Genomic DNA, 26,622 nt, shown 5'->3' with positions numbered 1-26,622 from the left:
GTTTTTCTTGCTTCTCATATGGAACTAACCGATCAGAGAAATATAGTTCATCAAACCCGAGACGCCCGTCGGTCTAAAAGTTTTCCCAAGCTTTCTCCAGCCGAACGGGATAGCCTTATCAAGAAATACCATCCCGATCATCGGGCTCATGCCTACCGGCCGATTATTTTTGGGCCGAATGCCGGGCAATCCACCGTGACCGAAGTGGCGACCCTGTTGGAAGGGGAGAGCCCGGTTCCGGCCGATCTTATTCTCACTCCGGATTACACCGTGGATGTCCTGGTGGTCGGTGGAGGAGGGGCGGGGTGCGCGTCGGCGCTCCATGCCCATGCCCAGGGAGCCAATGTATTACTGGCCACGAAGTTGCGCCTTGGGGATTCCAACTCGGTCATGGCTCAAGGCGGGATGCAAATTGCCGTCGGCTCGGACGATTCGCCTGTCCAGCATTTCTTGGACACCTTAAAGGGTGGGCACATGAAAAATGACCACCAGTTGTTAAAGGTCATGGTTGAAGAGGGACCGTCTATTGCGAAATGGCTGTTGGAATTGGGAGTCTTATTTGATCGGGATGCCGATGGAAATCTGCATGTGAAAAAAGGGGGAGGAAGCTCAAAGGCCAGGCTATTAACCTGCTCCGATTACACCGGTTTGGAAATCATGCGAGTGTTGAAAGACGAAGTCCTGAACCAGAAGGTTCCGTTGTTGGAATTTGTTGCTGCGGTGGAATTGTTAAGCGATGCCGATGGGGCCTGCACGGGAGCGGTGCTGAAAGACTTAGACAACAATCGGTTTATCGTCGTTGCCGCTAAAACGGTGATCCTGGCAACAGGCGGAATTGGCCGGTTGCATATTCAGGGATTTCCAACCAGCAATCATTTCGGGGCGACAGGGGATGCCCTGGTCCTGGCCTATCGTCTCGGCGTGCCTCTCGTTCAAATCGATACCTTTCAATATCATCCTTCAGGTGGGGTGTATCCTGAGCAATTGGTCGGTGCACTGGTGACAGAAGGCATTCGCTCTGAAGGCGGCCATTTGGTGAATGGGAAGGGTGAGCGCTTTGTGAATGAATTGGATACTCGTGATGTTGTGTCCTCGTCGATCATTCGGGAATGTGAAGAGGGGCGAGGCGTTCGAACACCATCAGGAAGGGTGGGCGTCTGGCTGGATACGCCGTTGTTAGATGTGGAACATGGACAGGGAACATTGGACAAACATTTTCCCGCGATGGTTCGGCAGTATGAACGTTACCAGGTCGATATCCGGAAAGACCCAGTGCTGATCTATCCCACGCTGCATTACCAAAACGGGGGCGTCAAAATTGATGTGAATGGAGAAACGCCTGTGGCCAATTTATTCGTTGCAGGAGAGGCTTCCGGCGGGTTACATGGGCGAAACCGGCTCATGGGGAATTCCTTGTTGGACTTAATGGTGTTTGGCAAGCGAACAGGTATTTTTGCTGCAGAGCGGTCCAAGTCTCTGCCGAAAAGCTCGTTGACCTTGGACCATCTGAAGCAATTTCGAGCCGAAGCCAAACGGCATCATGTGTCCGCTGGTATCATTTCACCTATGGTCTTGCCGGCTTACACCAACAAGTAATTATCAAATCGATTGATCACCAAACGGGATATTGTCATCGCCGAATGTTCCGATTTGAGCTGTAGAACCTACGAAGAGGATTTATGAATATTCACGAGTTTCAAGCCAAACAGCTCTTTGCACAATTTGTGATTCCTGTACCCAAAGGCAAGGAAATCAAAAACGTCAAAGCGGCTGAAAAGTGGGCCTCAGTTCTTGATACCCCCGTATTTGTAGTGAAAGCGCAGATTCATGCGGGTGGACGTGGCAAAGCCGGTGGGGTCAAATTAACCAAAAATAAAAATGAAGTGCCGGAACTGGCTAATGAAATTCTCGGGAAAACTCTGGTGACGCATCAGACAGGTCCCAAGGGCAGAAAAGTTCGCCGCCTACTGATTGAAGAAGGTGCAGGGATTGCTAAGGAATTGTATTTGAGTTTACTGGTAGACCGTGAGTCAGGGTTTCCGACGTTTATTGCCAGTACAGAAGGTGGCATGGACATTGAGGAAGTGGCCGAACATACACCGGACAAATTGCTGAAAGAGTCGATTGATCCGGCGGTGGGATTCCAAGGGTACAATGGAAGAAATCTGGCCTTCGGCCTGGGACTTCCAGAGCTTGAGCCGGCGGTGGTGAAGCCGTTTTTTCAAATGTTGGAAAACCTGTACCGCCTGTTCATGGAAAAAAACGCATCGCTCGTGGAAATAAATCCATTGGTCATTACCACGGATAAGCGTCTGGTCGCGTTGGATGGAAAAGTTTCAATTGATGACAGTGCACTATTTAAACATCCTGATATTCAAAAGTTCAGAGATCTGCACGAAGAAGAACCGTTAGAGATTGAAGCGGGTAACAATAATCTGAATTATGTCAAACTTGATGGAGACATCGGTTGTATGGTCAACGGGGCGGGTTTGGCGATGGCAACCATGGACGTCATTAAATTGGCGGGATCCGAACCGGCGAATTTTTTAGATGTGGGCGGTGGGGCGACCAAAGAGACCGTCGCAGCCGGATTCCGCATTCTGTTGAAAGATAAAAAGGTCAAGGGCATATTCATTAATATTTTCGGCGGGATTGTGCGTTGCGAGCGTATTGCCCATGGAGTGATTGATGCGGCGAAGGAAGTCGGCATCAAGCTTCCTGTTGTTGTGCGACTTCAAGGAACCAACGCGGAGGAAGGCCGAAAGCTTTTGGCCGAATCAGGTTTGAAGGTGGAAGGGGTCGCTGACCTCTGGGAAGCTGCTCAACGTATTGTCGCTCTCAGAAAAAAGAAATAGTTAACCTGATCGTGGAAATATTCTCCTTGATTGGTGAAAGGTGATGTGGCATGAGCATTTTGGTGAATAAAAATACCAGGGTTGTCGTTCAAGGGATTACCGGCAAAGAAGGGTCATTTCACGCGACCCAGTGCAAGGCGTACGGAACGCAAGTCGTCGCCGGCGTGACGCCTGGCAAAGCCGGTCAGGAAGTAGAAGGCATCCCGGTGTTTAATACCGTTCGTGAAGCCGTCAAGAAGACGGAAGCCACCACCTCATTGATCTTTGTCCCACCTCCATTTGCCGCCGATGCGATTTTAGAAGCCGCCGATGCCGGCATATGGCTGATCATCTGCATTACGGAGGGAATTCCTGTCAATGATATGGTTCGGGTCCAGCGGGCGCTTTTTGGGAAGACCACGCGTCTGATAGGCCCAAATTGTCCGGGAATCATAACGGCCGAGGAGTGCAAGATCGGGATCATGCCAGGATTTATTCATAAAAAAGGGCGGGTCGGCGTCATTTCAAGAAGTGGCACCTTAACCTACGAAGCCGTCAATCAGCTCACCAATTTAGGTCTTGGCGAAACGACCTGCGTCGGTATCGGTGGCGATCCCCTCATTGGAACCGGTTATATCGATTTGTTGCATATGTTCCAGGAGGATGACGAAACCGAAGCGGTGGTGATGATCGGGGAAATTGGTGGAGATGCCGAGGAACGGGCTGCGGCCTATATTCAAAAAGAGATGACCAAGCCGGTTGTGAGTTTCATTGCCGGAATAACGGCACCTCCTGGAAGACGAATGGGCCATGCCGGCGCCATTATTACCGGAGGAAAGGGCACCGCCGCCGATAAAATGGCCGCCTTAGAATCTGCTGGGGTGATTGTCGTCAAAAATCCAGCAGAAATAGGGGAAGCCGTGGGAAGCGTTCTACATGCCTAGCCTTATTCGTTCTTAACGCCTCCTCATTTTCTTCATAAGTTTAATCGCGTTCCATGAACTGAGCGGACACGTTCGCCCTGATGAGAACATGGAGTTGGCGGAACTTTAGCAACCTCTTCCACAAAACCCCTCAAATTCACATTTCGCCTACTTTCCCGGGGGTGTTGAATAATAATAATTTCCAAGGGCATATTGACCCACAGGAAGGGTGCCTATTAGAGGCCTCGGGGCCGGTTCAAAAAAGCGTCCAGCAAGGCCGCAGTCATTTTTGCGCGCAGAGCATACTTCCGGTACGTGAGCACGGAAAAATGGCGAGAACGCCGCTGGCGGCTTTTTTCAACAGCCCCTTTCCCAAAAATTTGTGTCCTGCTTCAGCTGGGAATCACGTTGACTATTAGGTGAAGGCCATGCAAAGGCAGGGAAAATTCTAAACGTTTTAAGTGGCGGGGCGACAATTATCCTCAATATCTGTCCCTGTTTCATTCAATGTCTTATAGAGTTCCATTATTTTGGCAATATTCTTTATTTTATTTAAAAAGAATAGTAAGGTCTTTCACTGGAAAGTGAGGACCTATGCCAAAGCTATACAATAATTTTGCGACATATTTCACGTGGCGGATAGTCGGAGGGCTACTCGGATCCCTTCTGGTCTTTCCCCTCCTACTCTTTGCCCAGGAATCTCCAATTCCTTCCTCTGATGAAACAACAGATGTTTTTATCCTTCGACAACTCATCGAAATTCAAAACGAACTGAGGGATGTCCGGAAAGAACTTGCAGAAGTTCGTAAATCGGTGAGCGAATTAAAGGGAAACTCCAATCTCCCCCGTGCTGCGGCCCCACTTCCTTCTGTTTTTGGCAATGTTGAACTCAATCCAGATGATCCTACCCTTGGTAGTCAGCAAGCGAAAGTTGCCATTGTCGAGTTTACGGATTATCAATGTCCCTATTGTGCTAAATATCATTCGGATACCTTTGAAAATCTGAAAAAAGAATACATCGACACGGGAAAAGTGCAATATGTCCTTCGAGATTTCCCGTTGGACTTTCATGTCTATGCAAAAGGGGCGGCTATTGCTGCGAATTGTGCAGGTGAACAAGATGCGTATTGGCATATGAACCATCAGCTCTTTTCCAATCAATCCGAGCTTGGGGATGGCTTATATCAAAAATTGGCCCAGTCTTTGGGACTCAACATGGATCAGTTTGAATCATGTGTAAACAGCCATGAACAAGTACAAAAAGTTGATGCGGACGTGGTTTACGGACAGGAGATTGGGGTGAACGGAACCCCGACGTTTTTTATTGGACGAGTAGAAAACGGGGAACTCACAGATCCCAAAGAAGTGAGTGGGACTCAACCTCTGTCAGCCTTCTCAAAAATCATTGAGCCGCTACTCGTAAATGACGGGAATGTACGCGAATAGAAAAATGTTTCTAAAGGACAAAAAGTAAAATTCGCGGGATAGTGATGGGGCTGCACAGTTTTACGATTGCGTGACTCTTAGGCTCTGAAAGTAAAAAAGCTGTCCCGAGCCTCTGCATAAGGCCCTGAAATGATCGAATAAAAATGGGAGATGCATGAGATACATGAAGACCTTGGTGACTCTTATTGGTCTACTCCTCGTCATGAGTGCCGACGTAGCCGCCTACGAAGTGGTTCCGAATGACGAGGCGGATATCCTCTTCAAACAAATGGAAAAATCCATCTTTTTGTATGACAAAGATCCCTACACAATTAGCAAGGCCGTGGAGAAAAACGACGTGGCAGGCATGTCTCTTGCCATTATCTATAATGGTAAGCCGGTCATTCATAAATGGTATGGAGATCGTAACCAGAAAAAAAAAGAAAAGACGACTGCAGATACGATCTACCAATGTGCCTCGACGAGCAAGATGGTGTCATCACTGGGCTTTACTGCAGCCTCGCGGCGAGGGGAACTTAGCCTCGATGAGAGCGTCACGGATTTCAATAAGAAACATCCTGACACCATTATTACAAAATGGGTCGACAAGGTTTTCAAAGATCACAAGTCCTGGCCTGATGACATTACTCCCCGACGTTTGCTGAGCCATACGGCAGGTTTGGACACACATGGAATCGCGAATAAGCCATGGCTTCCCTCCAGTGACCCGCTCAAAGGGGTCATTCTCGGCAGAAACCTTGCGCATGACGCAGTTAAACCAATCCACGAACCAGGAACGAAATATGACTATTCTGGTGGTGGGTATACCGTGGCAGAAGCGATGCTCGAGATCGCTACCGACAAACGTTTCGAGACCTATCTTCAACAGAATGTTCTTGAGCCCTATGGCATGCATAACAGCACTTTTGAGGATGGAAGTTCGGACATGGTCCATCTGGCTCGTGGGTGTAGTCGGGGTGTATGTCTCTATGATGTCCAAGTTTCTGAACTCAAAGCTGCAGGTGGATTGCTGTGCCATCCTGTTGATTACGCACGATTAGTCTCGCTGATAATGAACGATGGAGCAGAGTACCTTGATGGAAGAGATGGCACCCAGATCATACCGAAGAATGATATTAATGAAGTGCTGACCAAGGTGCCTCCTGCCGCGTATGGACTGGGAGTTGACATTTCTGGCTCTCAATTTTCCCACGGAGGCAAGCACCAAGGATTCGCAACGAACTTTTATGCGCACCGGGATAAACAAGTGGGCATTGTCGTGCTCGTCAACGGCAAGTATACATGGGCAAAAAATAAGGAAGTCTATGGAGCAGGCACCCTCAATAACGCGGTGGTCAAGGCGTTTAAAATTGCTTTCGGGGTTAGCAACGAATCAGGGCAACCCCTTAAGCCAACATGTAGCGAAGACGAGGATTGTGCTGAGGGTCAATACTGTGACAAAGGCCCTGTCGCGACAATTGGGATTAACAAGTGTAAGTCAGGCAAGAAGCGTAATGAAACCTGCAGCCGGAATGATGTCTGTGGCTCCGACCTCACGTGTTACGGCGAGCCGATCGGAAAATGTGGTTTCCTGGGAACAGTCGTCGTCGGCGATCAGTGCTTTAAAGACAAGGAATGCACATCCGGCAAGTGCGAAAAAGATAAATGTGTGTGTAAAAGTGACGGCGACTGCCCCAATGGACAAGCCTGTTATACCCCCATCGGGAAAGCCAATTATTGTGCGAGCACGAGCAAGGCCCTGGGAGCCAGTTGTTCAAAAAACAGCCAATGTGCTTCGGACAAGTGTCAACAAGGCCAATGCGTGTGTAAGGGGGACGGCGACTGTCCGAACGGGCAGGCCTGCTATACCCCGGTCGGCAAGGCGAACTATTGTGCAAGTACGAGTAAGGCCTTGGGAGCGAGTTGTACCAAGGATAGTCAATGTGCCTCAGACAAGTGTGAACAGGGCAAGTGTGTGTGTAAGTCGAACGGCGACTGTCCCAATGGGCAAACTTGCTATACGCCCGTTGGGAAGGCGAACTATTGCGCGAGTACGAGTAAGGCCCTGGGGGCCAGCTGTTCTAAAAACAGCCAATGTGCTTCAGACAAATGTGAACAGGACAAGTGTGTGTGTAAGTCAAACGGCGACTGCCCCAATGGGCAAACTTGCTATACCCCGGTTGGGAAGGCCAACTATTGCGCGAGTACGAGTAAGGCCCTGGGAGCGAGTTGTTCAAAGAATAGTCAATGTGCCTCGGACAAGTGTGAACAAGGCGAATGTGTGTGTAAATCGGACAATGATTGTCCGGGATCGCAGAAATGTAAAACGCCTGTGACCAAAAAGAATTACTGTACGAAATGAGGTCGACCTGAAAAGGCCAAGAATAGATGACAGAATGGGAATGTCACAAAAAATGTCTAAGAGTCATACACAAATTTCCCCCTACCGGTTTTATTGAGAACTTTTGACAAAGTGGGTGAACGATGAAACGAAGCTTGTGGTCTCAAATCACGATTTGTACCGGTCTAGCGATCATGGCGGGCAATCCCACCACTTCCAAGATCCATAATATAAAAAAACCCGAGCGACTGTTGAGAATTTTAAGTGGTTTGCTTTTTCTCGCGATTTTTGGTGTGAACGAGGCGTCGGCGAATTTATGTAACACGGTGAAGGATCTTTCGACGATTCAGGAGACCAAAGATGAGATTGAGTTGTATAAGGAACTTTTTCCCAATGCGGACTACCACGGCAGTCATGTCTATAACGGCTTTGTGCTGGAGTGTAATCGTAGACGCGATAATAAGGGCGACGAAGTGAGAAAGATGCTCACGAATAAAGACTGGGCCGAGATGAAGAGCATTTTGAAAGAGAGCGATCTTTCGCCCTATTTATTTTCCGCAAAGTATAAATTCTTCGGACTCGCCTGGTTTGAAATGAGCTACCTGATCTGGAAAGAGGGTGGTGTCTGGAAAATGGTGCTTCCCTATGATCCGATTATTAATGATGAGGTTGAAAACCGGATCGATTTTGACATGAGCCACGCTGGGAACCTCTACGATAAGGATCAAGTCGACGAAGGCGGGAGTGGTTCGAGTAAGACATATACCCTGAAATCAACCGCGCAGCCAATTAGCGTCACTAAATGTGCCACCACAACGTTCTTTGCTGGCAAGGAGAAGAAGTACGATGGGCAAAATGGCGTGGATGCCCATAAGAGGGATCCCGCCAATAAGCATATTAGCCTTGGAAAAATTCAATACTCTTATAAAAACTCCAGCGGAAACTATTGGGTGATGGATGGTTGTCGGGTGAAAAAAGATGAGCATCTCTATGGCACCAATCCCGCCACCGGAGATTTTGAAAAGATTTTTCCAGCGGATTGGATTTTGAATAATTTTAAAAAAGTCGCCGAGGATTATTGGAGTATTCCTGACAATTTTGACCTTTACGTTCTTTTAAAGGGTCATAATGAAGATCGATTTGATAAATCCATAAAAACCAAAATCAATAATCATATTAAAAATAAGGATTATTTAACGATACGTTTTGGAACGAAGTTCCTTCCCGGCGCCAATCAAATGTATAAGGCAAATGCCTGGCAGCCAAATAATTTTTCTACCATGACGGACGATGGAACCTATAAGCACGAGGTGGGTCACGCCTTTGGTTTAGATGACGAATATGCTCAGGGCGATGCTAGTAAGAATAAAGATCATTGTGCTAATTCCCAATTTGATCAATTTGATGGGATCTCGGGGTCAACCACTTACACCATCGACAATTACACTATGTGCAATGGTTATGGGAAACAAACCAATACCATTTATCATTATATAGCGGTCACCCGCTATATCTTGGGAGAGACCTGCAAGGAGGATTCCGATTGCGGAGGCGGTCGCTATTGCAATAACCGCATGGGACTCAACCGCTGCTTAGCGGACGGAACAAAAGATGTAAATCAGAGCTGCATTAAAGACAGGGAATGCACATCCGGCAAGTGCGAAAAGGGTACATGTGTGTGTAAGGGTGACAGCGACTGTCCCAATGGGCAAGCCTGTTATACTCCAATCGGGAAAGCCAACTATTGCGCGAGTACGAGCAAGGCCCTTGGAGCCAGCTGTTCCAAGAATAGCCAATGTGCCTCGGACAAGTGCCAACAGAGCAAGTGTGTGTGTAAGGGGGACGGCGACTGTCCGAACGGGCAAGCCTGCTATACGCCGGTCGGGAAGGCGAACTATTGCGCGAGTACGAGTAAGGCCCTGGGAGCCAGTTGTTCGAAGAACAGCCAATGCGCCTCGGATAAGTGTCAACAAGACCAATGCGTGTGTAAGGGGGACGGCGACTGTCCGAACGGGCAAGCCTGCTATACGCCGGTCGGCAAGGCGAACTATTGTGCGAGTACGAGTAAGGCCCTGGGAGCGAGTTGTACCAAGGATAGTCAATGTGCCTCGGACAAGTGTGAACAGGGCAAGTGTGTGTGTAAGTCAAACGGCGACTGTCCCAATGGGCAAACGTGCTATACCCCGGTTGGGAAGGCGAACTATTGCGCGAGTACGAGTAAGGCCCTGGGAGCGAGTTGTACCAAGGATAGTCAATGTGCCTCAGACAAGTGTGAACAGGGCAAGTGTGTGTGTAAATCAAACGGCGACTGCCCCAATGGGCAAACGTGCTATGCCCCGGTTGGGAAGGCCAACTATTGCGGGAGTACGAGTAAGGCCCTGGGAGCGAGTTGTTCAAAGAATAGTCAATGTGCCTCGGACAAGTGTGAACAAGGTGAATGTGTGTGTAAATCGGACAATGATTGTCCGGGATCGCAGAAATGTAAAACACCTGTGACCAAAAAGAATTACTGTACGAAATGAGGTCAACCTGCAACGATTCTCGGTTTTGCCGAGCGGGGAGTAGTGAACCCGAAGCAGCATGGCCTGAATCCTGGTGTAGCGTGCCGCCTTAGTATTCAGGTTGAATTCAATGCCCATGATTCCCTATTCCATTGAGAAATTGACGTAGATGATCGAGTGTTTGTTGGGCGTATCGTTCATGATGATGGTCATCCCTCATCATCGTCATGTCAGGAGCACATTATCCCTCTGATATAATGAGATAGCGGAAGAGGATCTCTTCGGTCGGTGCCCGCTGGCTGTTTTAGAGTAATACTTACTTCGAGCGCCCAGATGAAGCCGGGAGACCACTTTTTCGGTATGTGGTGCATGCGATTTCGTTCACACAAAAGGAAAGTAGTACCGAACTTTCATTTCAAATCGATTGATGAAAAACACGAGAAACTATTTGGTCATGAAAGAAATCAGAAGCCTGATGTTAGTCCTCGGAATATTCTTTCTTTTCCTAGGATGTGCCACGAAAATGGCGCCGTTGCCTGCCAGTCTTTCCGCCGATCAAACCATCGTGTTCGGGAAGGTTCAAGCAAGTCTCACCGGACCTACGACCCGGTGGTATACTCCTCAGATTCGATTTTTTGAGCTCATAAATCACTCAACGAAGGAACGATTCCGGGTGGATATCGAGTCTGCGGACTCGCCATTTTTTCTCCCACTTCCGCCGGGTGAATATGAGTTGGTGCGGCTTCAGATCAATGAAGGGGCTTTCCGATCTATGGCCCAATTGAATTCGACCTTCCAGGTGCGGAAGGGTGAATTGAATTATCTGGGAAAATGGGAAGTGAAAATACACCCCCCCACGTATCTTCGATTGGTTGATTTTTCCATGGAAACTGATTTTGAGGAAGCAAAAGCCGAAGTTCGTTCACTTTATCCCGATTTAGCCGGTCTTCCTATCAAATCGCAACTCCCGACACCCAAGGATTCGGAAACGCGTTTAGTAGAAATATCTCCTTATCCTCGGGTATGGTGGTTTTGCCGCCATTTAACCTGTTAATTTTAGATGTGAAAAACTTCAGGTTTTAATGATGGATTGCAGATGGACCATTCCGATCCAAAAGTTGAATCCGCCAAAAGCCGCCAATGAGGCTTTGTCGGTATTAGGGAAATGGTGAGACAGCATCATCCTGTCGAACTTGATAATTGAAAAGTACGAATGAGAAGATTGTCCTTTGTTTTTTTAGCCATTTTAGGGTTTTTCGCAATTGGCTGCGGTTCTTTCCCTCAGGAACAACTGAATGGATGGAAGGGCGTGCATCGTGAGGAGCTTATTCGAGTGATGGGGCCGCCGACTACGCAAACGGCCATGCCTAATGGCGGACAACGATTGGAATTTATTCAACGGATCACTCGCCATCCATTGGGTGGTGAAGTGTATGGCACATCGTATGAGTGTCATAAAACGTTTGAACTCGATGCCGAAGGTATCATTCAAACAGCCGTTTCTGAACCGGCGTGTTGATCAAAAATCACTCACACCGCATTGTTCCAGAAAACCCAAAACAACCGTGGGATGGTGCGGGATTTGACCTTTAATCAAGCCATCCGGTTCAATCGTGGGGAGGGTTGACCAATGTCCCGTAAATATCTGGCCTTTGATATCGAAACCGCAAAGATTTTGCCCGAAAATTTCGTTGACTTACATGATCACCGGCCCCTCGGCATCACCTGTATGGCGAGTTGGTGTAGCGATGAATCCTCGGCGGTGACGTTTTACTCAAAAAATCCAGATGGATCTCCTGCGCCGCAAATGACCAAGGCGGATGTTGCCGCCTTTGTCGAGCATCTCAAAACCAAATTGCAGGAGGGTTATACCATCATTACCCACAATGGGCTGGGATTCGATTTCGTGATTGTGGCGGAAGAATGCGGTCAGCTTGATGATTGCCGTGAACTGGCGATGAGCCACGTGGACATGATGTATCACTTCTTTTGCGGAAAAGGGTTCCCTATTAAGCTCAATGCCGCGGCGAAGGCCATTGGTGTGAGTAAGCCTGCGAATGTAGATGGCTCCGTCGCCCCGAAGCTGTGGAAAGATGGCGACTTCCAAACGGTCCTGGATTATGTGGCTCAGGATTGTCGGTTAACGTTGGATGTGGCTGAAGCCAGTGAACAAGCAAAAAAGATTAGTTGGATTACCGGACGTGGCACAACATCCCATTTTGAATTGCCTGGTGGATGGCTGACCGTTCAAGAAGCCTCCAAATTACCTCTGCCTGACACGTCATGGATGGATAAGCCATGGCCGCGATCAAAGTTTACGGTATGGTGGTGAGCGTGGAAGAAAACCTTTGCGTGTGTGAGTGGTCATTGAAATAGGAAAGGAAGGAGAGATTATGTCTGTATTGATTGGGAAGAATTCGGTAGTCAGCGTCAATTATAAGCTCACTGACGATGCCGGTAAGGTGTTGGATAGTTCAGATGGGTCAAAGCCCATGGTGTACCTACATGGTGCGGGGAATATCATTCCCGGGCTGGAGAAAGCGCTGGCAGGTAAAGGAGAGGGTGATGCTCTGAAGGTCAGGATTGAGCCTGCCGATGCCTATGGAGAAATCATTCCTGACGGGATCAAGAGCATCGAAAAGGCTGCATTTGAGGGGGTAGAGTCGGTTGAACCGGGAATGGTCTTTGAGGCCCAGGCGCCGGACGGCACGACGCAGCAAATTATGGTGGTGAAAGTAGATGGGGATAAAGTCACCATTGATATCAATCATCCACTGGCCGGTATCGCGCTCAACTTTGATATTAACGTTCTGAGTGTGCGGGAAGCGACAGAGCAAGAACTTGAGCATGGGCATACTCATGAGCACGGGCATGACCACTAGCAGGATGTTGAAAAAGGTCGCCAGCGGCGTTCTCGGCGCTTTGTCGTGCTCACGTACTTAGCGTACGCTCCGCTCGCTCAATCACCTGCGGCCTTGCTGGGCGAGCCTTTTTGAACATCCCGCAGGATTATAAATGAATAATCAGTAGTGTCCGGTTAAATTCAGGGGGTAAATCGCTGAACGTCATGACTGACACAGGATTTCAAGCGCGGACGGGTGTCTCCGATTCGAATGGCGAAAGGCGGTTCTGGCAGACTTTCGATTTTTCTTCCGGAGGTTGCCATGAACATCGCCCAGACGCTGTTCGCTCAACTGATCGAGCTAAGGACTTCTTAGCTGAAATTTTCCAGTTCATAGAAATTGGTTCATAAGAGCTATATTGAAGGTGTGGTTTGAGTGAGACTACGAGAAAGCAGAGGGGACTCTAAAAAATAAAAAAAACAGACTTGATGAAGTTGATGGGTTGCTGACTAACCTGAAATAATGAGTGAAAGCTTTTACTTCATTTCTCCCCAAAATGCTGATATAAAATCAAATTGATTTATAAAGTTTCTCCCCCTGTCTAATGGGGTGTAATCTCAGTTTTTCCCATGGAGTTCGTGGAAGAGGCGGAGTTGGTCGTAATCGTAAAAATTACCGAGCAACTCTTTGGCGCCGGTGAGATTTTCATACCCTGTTTTCCCAAAAGGCTGCTGTCATTTTTAAATTCTGCTCTGGTATCCGGAGAGGGGTGGGGTCTACCGGCTCACTCGCCTGAATGGATGGTTCCAAGTCCCCATTAATAGTACTGGCCGCTCATCCCCGTTGATTGGCGATACCGCCAACAGGAAATCCCCTTTAAATAAGCATAGTATTTTTTGTGATGGTGCCACTCATGGGCTTTGCCCTTGACCATTGGTTGAATCATCCCTGGCCAGAACGTGCGCGATTTACTAATGGGAGGTTGGGTCCTCTTGTATAAACGGTTTTCCGTCATGGGTGAAATTATTTTGCTCCGTGGTACTTTCCTTTTTTGGATAACCAACCGATGTATTCTTCATAACCACATATTTGGAGGATGTTATGAATTTGGTCGATCGAAGAAGGAAAAGAACATCGGTATGGCTCTGTGCGGCTTTTGCGGGTGTGTGTATTCTAGGAACGGGTCAAGTTGAAGCGGCCAAGATGCCTAAAGTGGAATTGTGCCATTTTGACGCGGATGAAGGGGGTTTTAAGAAAATTTCCGTTAGTGGTAACGCGGTCCAGAATCACCTGGCCAACCACGGGGACATATTCCCCGCAAGTTCAAATGGTGCTGGAACGATCACTCTGGATGCAGAATGTAACGAGGTCATCGCGCGGCATGTTTTTTCCCGGGCATACATCGATACAGACCGGGACGGAACATACGACCCGCAAGTCGACGTTGAAATCTCGGAGCTTGTTGATACCAACATGGACGGTGTGATTAATGCGGGCGACACCGTTGAATTCGGCCAATACCCCAAGACATTTGACCCTTGCTCATCTCCCCCCGACGCTGATTGTCCAGATCTTGGCAATCTCAACCCCACTTCAGTGGTGGTTACCCATGTTTTTTCCGCCACGCCCACTTCCGTCATCGTACAATCTGCTTCAGGTTCGCTCTTCAACTGGGAAACTCCAGGTGGCCTGGAAATAGTACGGTTAGGAACCATACCCGAACAAATACTATATGATAGTTTTCTTGATCAACCGAATGATGCGATTAAAATTCCCTTAGGAGGGGAAGCCGACCCGAGTGATGCCGTGGATATGATGAGGCCAGGAAACGGCGCCAACGACTATTTCTTCAACGTCGAAATCAACCTCGCCCCATAGTGCGATTGCCCATGACCGGGCCCTTTTATCCTGCGGATAAAAGGGCTCGTCCGGGTATGATCTTTTTCATGTACCAGCATCAAACCCAGGGTCAACATAAACCGGCCGCGCCTGCCGGGGACCCTCCTAGGAGATATCGACTTGCAGCCAACCTAAACACCTTTTCCACTACTCCCCCAATATGCTTATGATAGGCACCCACATGGAATAATAACGAATGCCTGAAATGGGATCTGATTCAATAATTACCCCTTTTTCCCATGAGCGGCGCGGAAGAGCCGAAGTTGGCCATAATCGTAGAGGTTGCCGAGTAGCTCTTTGGCGCCGGTGAGATTGCCAAACCCCGTTTTCTCGAAGGCCGCTGCCATTTCTAATTCCTGCTCCGGTGTCCACAGTTGGGTAAGGTCTACCGGCTCACCGGCTTGGATGGCTTGTTCCAGGTGTCCATAGATGGTGCTGGTGACCAAGCCGCGCTCACTGGCGATCTGTTCGATCGAATGCCCTGACCGAAAATAGCGCAAGGTTTCATGGGCGGTATCTCCAAGCGGCCTTTTTTTAGAATATACCGCTGGTGCGGGAGGAGAATTGGATTCCTTGGGAATAGTTAGGGGAGCGTAGTTTTCCAGGTGCCTTGCGATGACTGCCAGGAACTTAGGCCCAAATTCCTGTAATTTCCGATTCCCGACACCACTAATCTGGAGGAATTCCTGTTCATTATTCGGATAGTCGCGTGCCATCTGCCGTAGTGCCACATCGGAAAATATAATGTAGGCAGGGACATCAGCCTCATCGGCTAATGTTTTGCGCAGTTGACGGAGGCGAGTGAAGAGCATCTCATCGTGGCCAAGGTCCTCGCCAGAGAGCGCCTTACGTTCCGGTGTGCTCATGGGTTTTGTGAGCATGAGCGTCTTGGGATCTTGAAGAAAATGCTGACCCTGGTCGGTGACTTCCACCACTGTGAATGGGTCTGCCGTTTGTTGGAGATATCCCAGCCGGATGAGTTCCCGGCTGATGGCAGCCCATTCGGGTCTCCGGTGGGCTTCCCCTTTCCCATAGCTGGTTAATTGGTCATGACGCCATCGCCGGATTTTCTCGGTGTTGGCTCCGGTGAGTACGGCGATGACGTGATTGAGTCCGACGCTAAATCCGCTTGTCCCACGTATCTCTTCAACGCAAAAGAGAACGGTCTGTGCAGCGTCCCTGCCGTCGAAGATATCCCTGGGCGTCAGGCAGTTATCACATCCGCCACAGTTTTCGGAATCAACCTGTTCTCCAAAATATTGGAGCAATGTGCGGCGCCGGCAAGTGGCACATTCTGCATAGTGCACCATTTCCTGTAATTGCCTGTTGGCGATCTGCTGCTCCTGGAAGTTAGATTTCTCATTGATGAAGCGTTGCTGCTTGACCGTATCCCCGGCGCTGAAGAGCAGGACACACTCGCTTGGCAGGCCATCGCGCCCGGCACGCCCGGTCTCTTGATAATAGCTTTCGAGGTTTTTTGGCAAATCATAGTGAATGACAAATCGCACGTTAGGCTTGTTGATTCCCATGCCGAAGGCAATGGTGGCGCACATCACCTGGATTTCATCTCGCAGGAACAATTCCTGATGCCGGGTGCGCTCCTCGGCACTCAGGCCGGCATGATAGGGCAGGGCCTTCAGGCCATAATGCTGTAAACGATCGGCCACACTTTCCGTGGTCTTCCGGCTCTGGCAGTAGAGAATTCCTGAGTCTTTGGGGCGTTTCCGGAGAAATGCGAGGACTTGTCCAAACGGGTTGTCCTTAGGCTGCACCTGGTAGGTCAGGTTGGGCCGGTTGAAACTGGCCACGTAGCAGGCCGGGTCACGCAATCCTAGAAGTGTGACAATGTCTTTTTGCACCCGCTCCGTGGCGGTGGCGGTGAGCGCGATGATCGGGAGACCCGGGACCTGATCTCGGAGTTCCACAAGTCGCCGGTATTCCGGCCGGAAATCATGGCCCCATTCACTAATACAGTGGGCTTCATCAATGGCAAGCAGATTGACCTGAAAATTCCGGACCAAACTGAGGTATCCGGGGACCATGAGGCGTTCCGGCGCCATGTAGAGCAGGCGGTAGTGACCCTGATGCAGCCCCCGTAACCGTGCCTGGGATTCCTGCGCGGTCAGAGATGAGTTGAGATATGTTGCCGCAATGCCATTGGCACGGAGCCCATCCACTTGATCTTTCATCAGCGCAATGAGCGGCGAGACGACGATCGTCAGGCCCGAGCGGGCCAGCGCCGGTAACTGAAAGCACAGGGACTTCCCTCCTCCCGTGGGTAGCAGGGCTACCACGTCGCGCTCAGCGAGGACATCCCGAATGATCTCTTCTTGTAAAGGCCGAAAGGCAGTGAAACCAAAATGTTCTTTTAACAGCGAGAGAAGGTGAGGTTGTGTTGAGGGGTACAGGTGCCGGGAGTTGGTCTGTTGAGGGGATAGGTTGTTCTTCACAATCGAAGTTGTCGCAAATGTAGGAGATGGTGATGGAGAGTATTGATAAGGAGATTCTGATCTGGTACGAGGCTCATCTTGTGGGGGGAATATTCCCCTGTGAGCCTCGGTTGCCTTCTCCCTGCCACTCCGACGGTTTTCTGCCGCTCAGGCGCGATTTTCTGTATTTTCTCTCAGTTTCTTCGTCAATTAAGTTTGTTGTTTGCCAGTAGGCGGCCCAAGATCCGTCATAATGCGCTTTCCATAATGGGACTGTCTACCTGTGTAGGCACAAGACCCTCGACATCATGAGGAAATCGTGGGCATTCAGCAAGAATCGGAGGAAATTGCCGAAAAGAACAAAATAACCCCTGGTGTCGAGATGCAAGTAGCCGAACGAATGCAAGATACAACGCTGGTCTTGATGATTTCAGGACGGGTGACCGCGTACTCTCGGAAAGTGTTCCAGGGGATGGTGAAATCCGCCAGGTTCTCCGGCGCCAGGCATATCATTTTTAATATGGAGGGCGTGACGTTCATGGACACCATTGGGTTGGGGGGATTGGTGCTCGCCTACCTTGACTTGAATGACAATCATATGGCCATGAGTGTCGTAGAGCCCCAACAGCCGGTGAAAACCTTACTCGAAGACGCAAACTTTCCCGAACTGATTCCGACCTATCCCACTGAAGAGACTGCCTTGCAAGCCATCCAATAGATTTCATAATTTTCCGCACTTTTTAAAGGTTAATCGGAAAGATCAAGAAGGAATATGCTATCCTCCTATTTAAATATCTATGTGGGAATGACGACGGTTTGGATGCGATAATAAGTGTGGATAAAGAAAAAAAAGGATCTTATGAACAAAAAACCACTTGAGGCATTGAGACTTGAATTGCAGCGACAGAATCTGACGGGATTCATCGTTCCGCATGCAGATGAATATCAGAATGAGTATCTTCCTCCCTGTGCTGAGCGCCTGGCTTGGTTGACCGGTTTTACAGGGTCAGACGGGACTGCAATAATACTTCGAAAGCAGGCAGCGATTTTTGTTGATGGCCGGTATATTCTTCAAGTCCAAAACGAGATAGATCCAAAAATTTTCAAAGTTTTTCACAAGAGGGATCAACCGTTGACGGAATGGATTGCTTCCACTTTAAAGAATGGGGACAAGCTAGGATATGATCCATGGCTGCATACTTTTGAAGAAGTAAATGAATTAAAGAGGGTTTGTTGTCATGCAGGAGTGCAATTAGTCAGTTGTGAATCTAATCCTATTGATGCAATTTGGAAGGATCGCCCTGAAGAACCAATAACTCTAACTAGTTCTTACCCCTTGGAGCATGCTGGTCGCTCGTCTAAGAAAAAGCGGGAACAAATTAGTTTAGGGTTAAAAGCAGAAAATATTGGTGCTGCAGTTTTAACAGCTCCAGATTCGATTGCATGGTTACTAAATATTCGAGGTAGAGATGTGCCCTATGTACCCGTTTCTCTTGGGTTTGCCGTTTTTTATACAGATGGTTCGTTAATACTGTTTACCAATCCCAAAAAGATTAATGGAAAAATAACGAAGCATTTGGGCCAAGATGTTACTATTTACCCTACACATTCATTTAAAGCAGTGCTTGATGATCTTGCAGTTCGGAAACTTAAGATCCTGTGTGATAATGAAAAGTCACCTTCTTGGATTGTAGAACGCCTCAAAAAGGGAGGTGGAATAGTAGTAAATGGAAGGGACCCTTGCACTATTCCTAAAGCCTGCAAGAATCAAACAGAAATAAAAGGAATCCAAGAAGTTCATCGGTGGGATGGTGCGGCCGTGTGTCAGTTTTTAGCATGGCTTGCAAAGGATGGAGCTAAAGGTCGTTTAACTGAATTGGATGCTCAAAATCGGCTAGATGCCATTCGACGCGAGACTCCATCTTGTTTGGATTTAAGTTTTCCAACTATTTCTGCTTCTGGACCTCACGGGGCAATAGTTCACTATCATGCAACCGAGAAAACAAACCGTTTTTTAAAACCTGGTGACTTATATCTGGTTGATTCAGGAGGGCAATACCTAGGTGGAACAACTGACGTTACAAGAACTGTAGCCATAGGAAGACCAACCGACGAGCAAAAATCTCGTTACACCCACGTTTTGAAGGGACATATTGCTTTGAGTAAAATCCATTTTCCCAGAGGAACAAGTGGACTACAACTAGATGCTATTGCAAGATTACCTTTATGGCAGGTGGGCATAGACTACGATCATGCTACAGGCCATGGGGTTGGTTGTTATTTGAGTGTCCATGAAGGGCCACAAAGAGTTTCAAAGGTGGCCAGCATGGTTCCATTGCAGGAAGGTATGGTTTTATCTAATGAGCCTGGGTTCTATAAGAAAGGAGAATATGGGATTAGAATTGAAAATTTAATGGTAGTTGTTGACAGTAGTAAACGTGAGCTTCAGGAGCAAAAATTCCTTCATTTTAAAACTTTAACCTTAGTGCCATATGACAAAAGGTTAATTGAAAAATCCTTACTTACACGTGAAGAAAAAGGGTGGTTGGCCGAATACTATGATCTTGTTAACAAAGAGATATGTCCATTGGTTGACAGTAAGACTTCTGCCTGGTTGAAGCAGGAAACTTGTATGTAATTTCCTTTATGATTGAACCCAGGAGTTGAATCCTGCTTATTTTATAAGCAAGATTGTTGCTCTATTTATAAGGTACGATTACAATTGGAAAATTTTTTTGTGTGCCCAATAGCAATATATTAACATGAGGTAAACAGTGATCCCTCCAGTTCCTCCTCCAGATGATTGATTGCCTATACTAGGATTAAACTAGGCGGCGGTTGAGAGACTTGCTTATATATGCCGATTCCACAAGGATGGGGAACGGTACCTTGTGTCGGTGTTATGGTCTATCTATTTAGCGTGGATAATATTCTGAAATGATAAATAACTATGAGCGAAGTCTAATAATGAATTCGGGTTTCTGGTATAAGCGAATGCAGATTGGACCCTCGCCAATGCTCAGGAAACTTTTGGCATAAATATGGGACATTACTCTAGGTTTGAGGTTTCTCAACTTCACTTAATACATCCGAAATTAATTGCAATTCTCTTTCTGCAAATGAAGAAAGTAGAGGTGAGTTTTTGACCTCAGGAGTTTGCGAAAGGGTTTGAATTTGCAGTCTCCAATAATTAAGTTTTTCGAGGCCCTCTTTTTCATAATAATTGTGGAATCTGACAACAGCAAAAGCACAGCTTAAAAGCCAAGCTGTGTCTGGGCTAATTTTTGGGTCTTTAGTTATATCTTCAACCAATTTTGTTGCCTTAGCGGCGTCCTTTTGGTCTCCTCGCTCGGAATAGAAATGCACAAGATTGTTTTTTGTGGTCAACATTAGCTTGGAATATTTCTCATTATCTAAGCTTTCAAGCAGGTCATGTGCCTTTTGAGTTTGAGAGATCGAAGAATCTAAATATAATTTTTCCTTGGTGACTTCGTATTCTCGCCAGTGGAGCCAACCAATATTGGCATCAAGAAGAGCTCTTAGCCTTTTATCCTTCTTGTTGATTACATCCGTCAAACGTTCCTCGATTACAGAGGTCTGCCTTCTGACTTGTTCTTTAACGGTATCTGTGATCCAATTCCACCCAACAATCGCAAGGAGAGAGATTAGGAGGGAAACCACCATTAGCCCAAGAGAAATTGTGGTTATCAACGCTCCCCACATTCCCCAGTCGATTGATTCTGGTGCCATCATGTTGAACCTCCATTCTGCTGTGGATAGTATTGACAAGGTTATTAGGAAAAAGTTTATTGATATGGCTTTAATAAGTGAGACTAAAACCATAAAAATTTCATCATCCATGTATTTTTGCCATATCCAATTTATAAGATAATTAACATTTCTTTGTTTATTATGGTGGAGCATATTTCGTATGTAAGTGATCCAAAAAGGATTTAGACAAGAGAACAAATCAAATGACTTGTAGAACAAATTATCTTGAACATAAAAGCAAAATCCAAGAAGGAAGAATCCAATAATTTATTTTATTGTGATATTAAAAAAAAAGAGAAACTCTTGATAATTGGGCAAATTTACAAAATGGAAGAGGCGAAACTGGCCTCCATTTCTCCAGGGTTCAACTCCATGGCATCTTGGGCTGAGCCAAAGACCACCATCCATTTTGGCAAGTTTCCACTTCATGGATGATTGTGTCAAATGAACCGGGTTATTACCAAACCGGTGCCTATGGGATTCGCTTGGAAAACCTGGTGACGGTGGTGGAGGATGAGTCTTTCAAGAACTCATCGCGGAGGTTTCTTGCCTTTGATACCCTGACGATTGTGCCATTTGAGCGAGCCCTCATTGCCATGGAGGTGTTATCGCTCAACGAACGACAGTGGGTGGATACCTATCATGCTCGGGTGTGGGCGGAACTCCAATCTGTCCTGGATACGGATACGCGTGCTTGGTTGGAGCACGCGACGCAACCTCTCAGTTAAATCCGCCAATTCCTTCCATGCTGCGCAACATAGTCAAACTGGAGCTATTTATATTATGAAAACCCAAAAATCGAATGAAGAGATCGTGGATGCCATTAAAACCCAAATGGGACAAAATCCTGAGATTACCAATGTGATTGTGAAGGGTCATCTTCTCCAACTCCATGTCACGCAGGGACTGTTTCATCGTTTGTCAGCCGATCGCGAACGAGGGCGGAAAATTATCCTGGTCCTCATGGAACAGATGAAGCGGCTCACCGGATTATCGGATGTGGCGGTGTGGGTGTATTCAGAGAACGAAAAAGTCATTGAGGGAACGGTTAAAGCCTTTGGCGGGGATAATGTCAACTTTTTGTTTGATTTGTAATTTTCACAGGAGAAATTCAATGCAAGGGGATTCCCCTATTCCTGATTGTTGCCTTTGGGCCAGGAATCCAGGCTAGGAGGAAGTCCGGTTTTCCAAGATCCCACGCGTTTTCCCCCGAGACCAATCCGACAGGACCACACACCGTTCGGTGTATGATTAATTCGCCATCGTCCTCCATCGGCACTGATCCACATCCAAATGGGAGGACGTTGAACGGGTCGTTGAGATTCGGATGGCACTCAAACCTCCATGTCGTCGTGCTGAAAGGGTCTTTTGGTAGGCGCTGAATTCAATTTTAATGAAAGTATTGTGATCGATAACTATGAAGCTTGACAAGTTCCTTGCCGGATATGCCATGGTGTGCCCATGAAAAATTCAGATTATACCCCACCAGGAATTGTGTCGGAACCATCCACAGGCTTGGTGGGACAGTACGAGGCTGATGTCTTGTGTCTGTCCGTGTATGGGAAGACCGTAATTCTTATTGGCACGGCCCATGTGTCACAAGAATCTGTGGATTTGGTCAAACTCGTCATTGAACAGGAGCATCCCGACCGTGTTTGTGTAGAATTGGATGCCAAGCGTTTTGAAGCCATTTCGCATCCCAATCGATGGGAATCATTGGACATCAAGGAAATCATCCGCAAGCAGCAGCTCAGTACGCTGATGGTCAATCTTATTTTGTCTTCCTTCCAAAAACGGTTGGGAGATAAATTGGGCGTCATTCCAGGTACTGAAATGCTGGAGGCCATTCGAATGGCCGACAAGCATGATATTCCCGTGACCCTCGCCGACCGGGACGTGCGGGTGACGATGCGTCGTGCCTGGCGCAACACCCCATTTTGGCGAAAAAGTCTGTTAATGTCTTCGCTCATGCTGAGTATCTTTGATACCACAGAAGTCTCCGAAGAGGAGATTCGGAACCTTAAAAAGCAGGATGTGCTTTCAGAAATGATGAAGGACCTAGGGAAAGAGGTGCCGACGCTCAAAACGGTGCTCATTGACGAGAGGGATCATTATTTAGCTAAAAAAATTGCCGATGCGGCAGGGTCCAGGATTGTCGCCGTGGTTGGCGCAGGGCATGTGGAAGGCATTTGCCGCACATTGCATGGCCGGGAGCCGGTGGACTTGGAGGAGCTGGAAAGCATCCAGCCCGTCTCTCCGGTCTGGAAAGCCGTGGGTTGGAGTATCCCGGTTCTAATTGTGGGGTCCATTGCCTGGATTGGATGGCAAAAGGGGTTAAGTGCTGCCGGAGAGAATTTATTGTTTTGGATTTTGGCCAATGGTATTCCCAGCGGGATTGGCGGGATGTTGGCCATGGCTCATCCGCTCACCATCGCCGCTGCATTCATCTCGGCACCGTTTACCAGTCTCACCCCCGTTATTGGAGTCGGGTATGTCACGGCGTTTGTCCAGGCTTATTTGCAACCGCCTCTGGTGCGGGAGTTTCAAACGGTGGCGGAAGATATTGCCATTCCACGAAAGTGGTGGAAAAGTCGACTCCTTCGTGTATTTTTAGCCTTTCTCCTTCCCACAATCGGGAGTCTCATCGGCACCTGGGTAGGGGGCACCCGCATTGTTTCCAATTTGTTTTAATCAGGAGCCAAACACAGCAAGGCACCGTGAGGCTAGGGTTGGGGCGCGGAGACTTTTGACGTATGCTGGAAAATACATTTCGGGCAGGTATAGTGAATAAATCGACCATCGCCTACGAGACGTTTCAGCATAGCAGTTTGACACCAGGTGCAGAGACGGTCCGGCAGATCCGAGGCAGAGGGCGTCACAGGAGGAATAGAATCGGTGTTGGTCATAACTAGAAGCCATTCTCAAAAACATTCAGGGGGTTTGTCAATGTCTACGACCATGAATGCCTCAACATTAGTGAATGGTGTGGTGCTGGGATTTTTATTGCTGTTGCTCCCGGTATCCGGGTGGGCGGAAACGAATGAAGAGAATCTTCCACGATTAACCGTTTCCGCAGAGGGGATGATCAATGTGTCTCCTGATAAAGCGGTGTTGAGTTTTGCGGTCGAAACAGTCGGAGAAAAACTGTCCGATGTTCAACAGGAGAATCAGGAGCGGGTAGCGAAGGTCTTGGAGGAGTGCCGACGGTTTAATATTCCGTCTGAGTTCATTCAAACGACGTCCTTGAATGTCATTCCTGAATATCCACCACCCCCGCGGCGTCCAACCGATGGAACGTTAGAGAACCGTGTTCCCCGTATCATTGGCTATCGTGTCGTCCACCAGGTCAATGTGGAGGTGCGTAATCTTGAGGTGGTGGGAAAGGTCGTGGACCGGGTCTTACAGGTTGGAGCCAACAGATTTTCAGGCATTGCCTGGGGCTTGCAAAATGAACAACCCACCAAGCTTGAAGTCTTGAAACAGGCTTCTGGCCAAGCCCAATCCAAAGCTGAAGCGTTGGCTCAGGCCTTGAACCTCAAATTGGTTCGGATGATCAATGTCTCGGAAGGTGGCGTTTCTCCATCCCCTCCTGAGGGTCGATACCGCATGGCGATGGCGATGGATAGCGGAGGAGAAGCATCGGTGTCGGCAGGTGAAATCTCGATACGTGGTTCCGTCCTCCTGGTGTATGAAATCAGTCAGAAGTAATCAATTCTCTCTTTATCTGACTCCGGTCCTTAGTGCTCATGAGCATACCCTCCATGAACAATGAACAACCAGAAGCTGTTGCACGAACTGGAAAAGCTGGACCAGATCTTGGTGTTCCGGCATTGGTGGTGTCCGGCTTCCTTGGGGCTGGCAAGACGACGCTTGTTAAACATTTAATTGCGGATGCTCAACAACAGGGGCTGAAATTGGCTGTGATCTCGAATGAATTTGGTGAATTAGGCATTGACCGGGCTCTGCTTCAAGAAGAAGGCGGTCCAGGGTATGTGGAACTGGAAGGAGGGTGTGTGTGCTGCCAGCTTTCCGGTGAATTACTCAACACGTTGCAGAATCTATGGGAAACTATTCGTCCGGATCGAGTGGTGGTGGAAACATCCGGCGTGGCCTTACCCTTCGAAACGCTCCTGACATTTTGGCGTGAGCCCGTCACGGAGTGGGTGGGTGAGAGTTTAGCGGTGGTTGTCGTCAATGCGGAACAAGTGGCACACGGGCGAGACTTGGAGGGCACGTTTGAGCAACAGGTCTCTTCGGCAGATCTGTTGGTCTTCAATAAAGTCGATTTAGTTCCATCAGACTCAATCGGCCGATTGGAAAACCTTCTTCAGGATATGGCCCCTGGTGCTCCAGTGATTCGAAGCATTCAAGGGGAAATCGATACGACGATTGTTTTTCCTTCCCTCCCCGCCAAAAAGGTTTTACCCAACTCTCAACGAAAACCTGAACTCCTTCCTCACACGCATGAGGAATTTCAAGCAGAGGAACTCTCCTTTCCTGACGACCTCACGCCCGAACAGCTCATCCAAGAACTTCAACCGCTTAACACTCTTCGCATCAAAGGCATCGTGAACACCTCAGAAGGTCCGAAGCTGGTTCAAGGCGTTGGTCCTCGCATTGATCTGAGCTCGCCTCCCTCGCAATTTCCCAAAGAAATGCTTGGCCGCCTGGTCGCCATCCGCCGAAAATAGAGTCCTCGGTCTTTCCCATCTCTCCACGGATCGGGTTCTCATTCATGCAGGACTTGTGGGAATCATCCACTTTAATTGTCGACTGACTCAAAGACACACATGGTGTTGCCTTGACACCCTCCCGTTTAAGGTATAGCGTGAGTGTATGACGTATGAATCTACGTTGACTCTCCTATCCCTCGCGCTTCAACTTTCCTTCCTGCGCGTCTGATTCCTCTGTCTCCGCAAGCCTACGCCTAAACTCTTCTCACCAATCGGTGCCGATCAACGGCTTCGATTGTAACGCTGGTCGTCAGATCAGGTTCCGGGAGAGTTCATTCCTGACCCCTGCGGTCCCAGGAAAGAGGTGAACACTATGTATTCAATGGAAGCTCTCTTAGGCCTCATGTTTCTCTTTTGGGGTGCGGCCATTTATGCGTCTTTTAGCGAGAGGCCAACCTCTGCTGTGTAGGGATCTGCCTTTGAGGGAATAGGGACCTTTACTTTCTAGGCAGGTTGCCAATCTTGTTTGCCTCGTCACATGGACCCATGTGACGCAGAGTGCACTTTTTTACCTTTTTTTTAAGAAGGAGAGAATAACCATGAAACACACTCTATTGATGAAACGCACCATTCTTGTTGCCTCCATGGGGCTCATCTCTTTGATTCTACCGGGACTGACTTTAGCCGCCCCACAAGGAACAGAACCGATGTCTTCTGCAGAGGCACAGGCTCAAGGTTTCACGCAAATCGCGGTGGGAAGTGTCCAGGACACTTTAAAAGCCTGTCTGGGAAGAATTCCCCAAGATGCCAGTAGCGGGCAACTTATGTTGGCGGAAGAAAGCTGCCAACAAGTTGAGACTGCCCGGACAATCAATCAGACGTCACTGACTTTCTGAAGACCAATCCTGGTGCCCCTGCTTCTTGGTGTCCCGAGAGTCTTCCTGAGGGAAGTGTCTCACGACTGGCTCGGAGCAGTGAAGTTG

The 26,622-nt window shown here is 48.2% G+C and carries 22 protein-coding genes; 19 read left to right on the top strand and 3 right to left on the bottom strand.

Features of this window, described 5'->3' with window-relative positions:
• Positions 1 to 18: 18 nt before the first annotated feature.
• From ACTRXD_RS12190 to ACTRXD_RS12140, 11 genes are all read left to right on the top strand, one after another.
• On the top strand, positions 19 to 1,596 hold the full coding sequence (locus tag ACTRXD_RS12190) for an FAD-dependent oxidoreductase (RefSeq protein WP_442432081.1): 1,578 nt from the start codon (positions 19 to 21) through the stop codon (positions 1,594 to 1,596).
• Positions 1,597 to 1,679: 83 nt separating this feature from the next.
• Positions 1,680 to 2,855 (top strand): ADP-forming succinate--CoA ligase subunit beta, encoded by a 1,176-nt coding sequence (gene sucC / locus ACTRXD_RS12185; protein WP_442432080.1) that lies wholly within the window; start codon positions 1,680 to 1,682, stop codon positions 2,853 to 2,855.
• A 50-nt stretch (positions 2,856 to 2,905) separates the two neighbouring features.
• Complete coding sequence (sucD, locus tag ACTRXD_RS12180; protein WP_442432079.1) at positions 2,906 to 3,778, top strand: succinate--CoA ligase subunit alpha; 873 nt, start codon at positions 2,906 to 2,908, stop codon at positions 3,776 to 3,778.
• Positions 3,779 to 4,351: 573 nt separating this feature from the next.
• Positions 4,352 to 5,203, top strand: coding sequence for a DsbA family protein (locus ACTRXD_RS12175; protein WP_442432078.1), 852 nt, complete (start codon positions 4,352 to 4,354; stop codon positions 5,201 to 5,203).
• A 154-nt stretch (positions 5,204 to 5,357) separates the two neighbouring features.
• Positions 5,358 to 7,544: a serine hydrolase gene (locus ACTRXD_RS12170; protein ID WP_442432077.1), complete on the top strand. Its 2,187-nt coding sequence runs from the start codon at positions 5,358 to 5,360 to the stop codon at positions 7,542 to 7,544.
• Positions 7,545 to 7,666: 122 nt separating this feature from the next.
• Positions 7,667 to 10,045: a dickkopf-related protein gene (locus ACTRXD_RS12165; protein WP_442432076.1), complete on the top strand. Its 2,379-nt coding sequence runs from the start codon at positions 7,667 to 7,669 to the stop codon at positions 10,043 to 10,045.
• Between the two features lie 433 nt (positions 10,046 to 10,478).
• Positions 10,479 to 11,078, top strand: a complete 600-nt coding sequence (locus ACTRXD_RS12160) for a hypothetical protein (RefSeq protein WP_442432075.1) — start codon at positions 10,479 to 10,481, stop codon at positions 11,076 to 11,078.
• Positions 11,079 to 11,237: 159 nt separating this feature from the next.
• On the top strand, positions 11,238 to 11,543 hold the full coding sequence (locus ACTRXD_RS12155) for a hypothetical protein (RefSeq protein WP_442432074.1): 306 nt from the start codon (positions 11,238 to 11,240) through the stop codon (positions 11,541 to 11,543).
• Between the two features lie 111 nt (positions 11,544 to 11,654).
• Positions 11,655 to 12,356, top strand: coding sequence for a ribonuclease H-like domain-containing protein (locus ACTRXD_RS12150; protein WP_442432073.1), 702 nt, complete (start codon positions 11,655 to 11,657; stop codon positions 12,354 to 12,356).
• A 61-nt stretch (positions 12,357 to 12,417) separates the two neighbouring features.
• Complete coding sequence (locus tag ACTRXD_RS12145; RefSeq protein ID WP_442432072.1) at positions 12,418 to 12,906, top strand: FKBP-type peptidyl-prolyl cis-trans isomerase; 489 nt, start codon at positions 12,418 to 12,420, stop codon at positions 12,904 to 12,906.
• Positions 12,907 to 13,968: 1,062 nt separating this feature from the next.
• Complete coding sequence (locus tag ACTRXD_RS12140; RefSeq protein ID WP_442432071.1) at positions 13,969 to 14,745, top strand: hypothetical protein; 777 nt, start codon at positions 13,969 to 13,971, stop codon at positions 14,743 to 14,745.
• Between the two features lie 245 nt (positions 14,746 to 14,990).
• Here ACTRXD_RS12140 and recQ read toward each other — a convergent pair whose 3' ends face one another.
• Positions 14,991 to 17,216, bottom strand: coding sequence for a DNA helicase RecQ (recQ, locus tag ACTRXD_RS12135; RefSeq protein WP_442432070.1), 2,226 nt, complete (start codon positions 17,214 to 17,216; stop codon positions 14,991 to 14,993).
• 298 nt (positions 17,217 to 17,514) lie between these two features.
• Between recQ and ACTRXD_RS12130 the strand changes: the two genes are divergently transcribed.
• Entirely contained in the window at positions 17,515 to 17,913 is a 399-nt protein-coding gene (locus ACTRXD_RS12130; RefSeq protein WP_442432069.1) for an STAS domain-containing protein, read from the top strand.
• A gap of 141 nt (positions 17,914 to 18,054) precedes the next feature.
• Positions 18,055 to 19,833: an aminopeptidase P family protein gene (locus tag ACTRXD_RS12125; protein WP_442432068.1), complete on the top strand. Its 1,779-nt coding sequence runs from the start codon at positions 18,055 to 18,057 to the stop codon at positions 19,831 to 19,833.
• A 416-nt stretch (positions 19,834 to 20,249) separates the two neighbouring features.
• On the opposite strand, the gene ACTRXD_RS12120 is transcribed toward ACTRXD_RS12125, so the two are convergent.
• Positions 20,250 to 20,948: a hypothetical protein gene (locus ACTRXD_RS12120; protein ID WP_442432067.1), complete on the bottom strand. Its 699-nt coding sequence runs from the start codon at positions 20,946 to 20,948 to the stop codon at positions 20,250 to 20,252.
• A gap of 455 nt (positions 20,949 to 21,403) precedes the next feature.
• Here ACTRXD_RS12120 and ACTRXD_RS12115 point away from each other — a divergent pair, with 455 nt between their 5' ends.
• A complete protein-coding gene (locus tag ACTRXD_RS12115) occupies positions 21,404 to 21,694 on the top strand; it encodes a M24 family metallopeptidase C-terminal domain-containing protein (RefSeq protein WP_442432066.1) in 291 nt (96 codons plus the stop codon).
• 55 nt (positions 21,695 to 21,749) lie between these two features.
• Positions 21,750 to 22,061 carry a hypothetical protein gene (locus ACTRXD_RS12110; protein ID WP_312644755.1) on the top strand — a complete coding sequence of 104 codons (312 nt, stop codon included), beginning with the start codon at positions 21,750 to 21,752 and terminating at the stop codon, positions 22,059 to 22,061.
• Between the two features lie 35 nt (positions 22,062 to 22,096).
• On the opposite strand, the gene ACTRXD_RS12105 is transcribed toward ACTRXD_RS12110, so the two are convergent.
• Positions 22,097 to 22,300, bottom strand: a complete 204-nt coding sequence (locus tag ACTRXD_RS12105) for a hypothetical protein (protein WP_442432065.1) — start codon at positions 22,298 to 22,300, stop codon at positions 22,097 to 22,099.
• Positions 22,301 to 22,427: 127 nt separating this feature from the next.
• On the opposite strand from ACTRXD_RS12105, the gene ACTRXD_RS12100 reads away from it, so the two are divergent.
• From ACTRXD_RS12100 to ACTRXD_RS12085, 4 genes are all read left to right on the top strand, one after another.
• Positions 22,428 to 23,657, top strand: coding sequence for a TraB/GumN family protein (locus ACTRXD_RS12100; protein WP_442432064.1), 1,230 nt, complete (start codon positions 22,428 to 22,430; stop codon positions 23,655 to 23,657).
• A gap of 255 nt (positions 23,658 to 23,912) precedes the next feature.
• On the top strand, positions 23,913 to 24,674 hold the full coding sequence (locus ACTRXD_RS12095; protein WP_442432063.1) for an SIMPL domain-containing protein: 762 nt from the start codon (positions 23,913 to 23,915) through the stop codon (positions 24,672 to 24,674).
• Between the two features lie 53 nt (positions 24,675 to 24,727).
• Positions 24,728 to 25,657, top strand: coding sequence for a CobW family GTP-binding protein (locus ACTRXD_RS12090; protein ID WP_442432062.1), 930 nt, complete (start codon positions 24,728 to 24,730; stop codon positions 25,655 to 25,657).
• 581 nt (positions 25,658 to 26,238) lie between these two features.
• Positions 26,239 to 26,535 (top strand): hypothetical protein, encoded by a 297-nt coding sequence (locus ACTRXD_RS12085; RefSeq protein WP_442432061.1) that lies wholly within the window; start codon positions 26,239 to 26,241, stop codon positions 26,533 to 26,535.
• Positions 26,536 to 26,622: the final 87 nt, after the last annotated feature.

The sequence above is a fragment of the Nitrospira sp. T9 genome (genome assembly GCF_052156535.1).
GTDB lineage: Bacteria > Nitrospirota > Nitrospiria > Nitrospirales > UBA8639 > Nitrospira_E.
The sequence above is the reverse complement of the archived record's forward strand: the minus strand, read 5'-3'. Positions and strand labels throughout refer to the sequence as shown.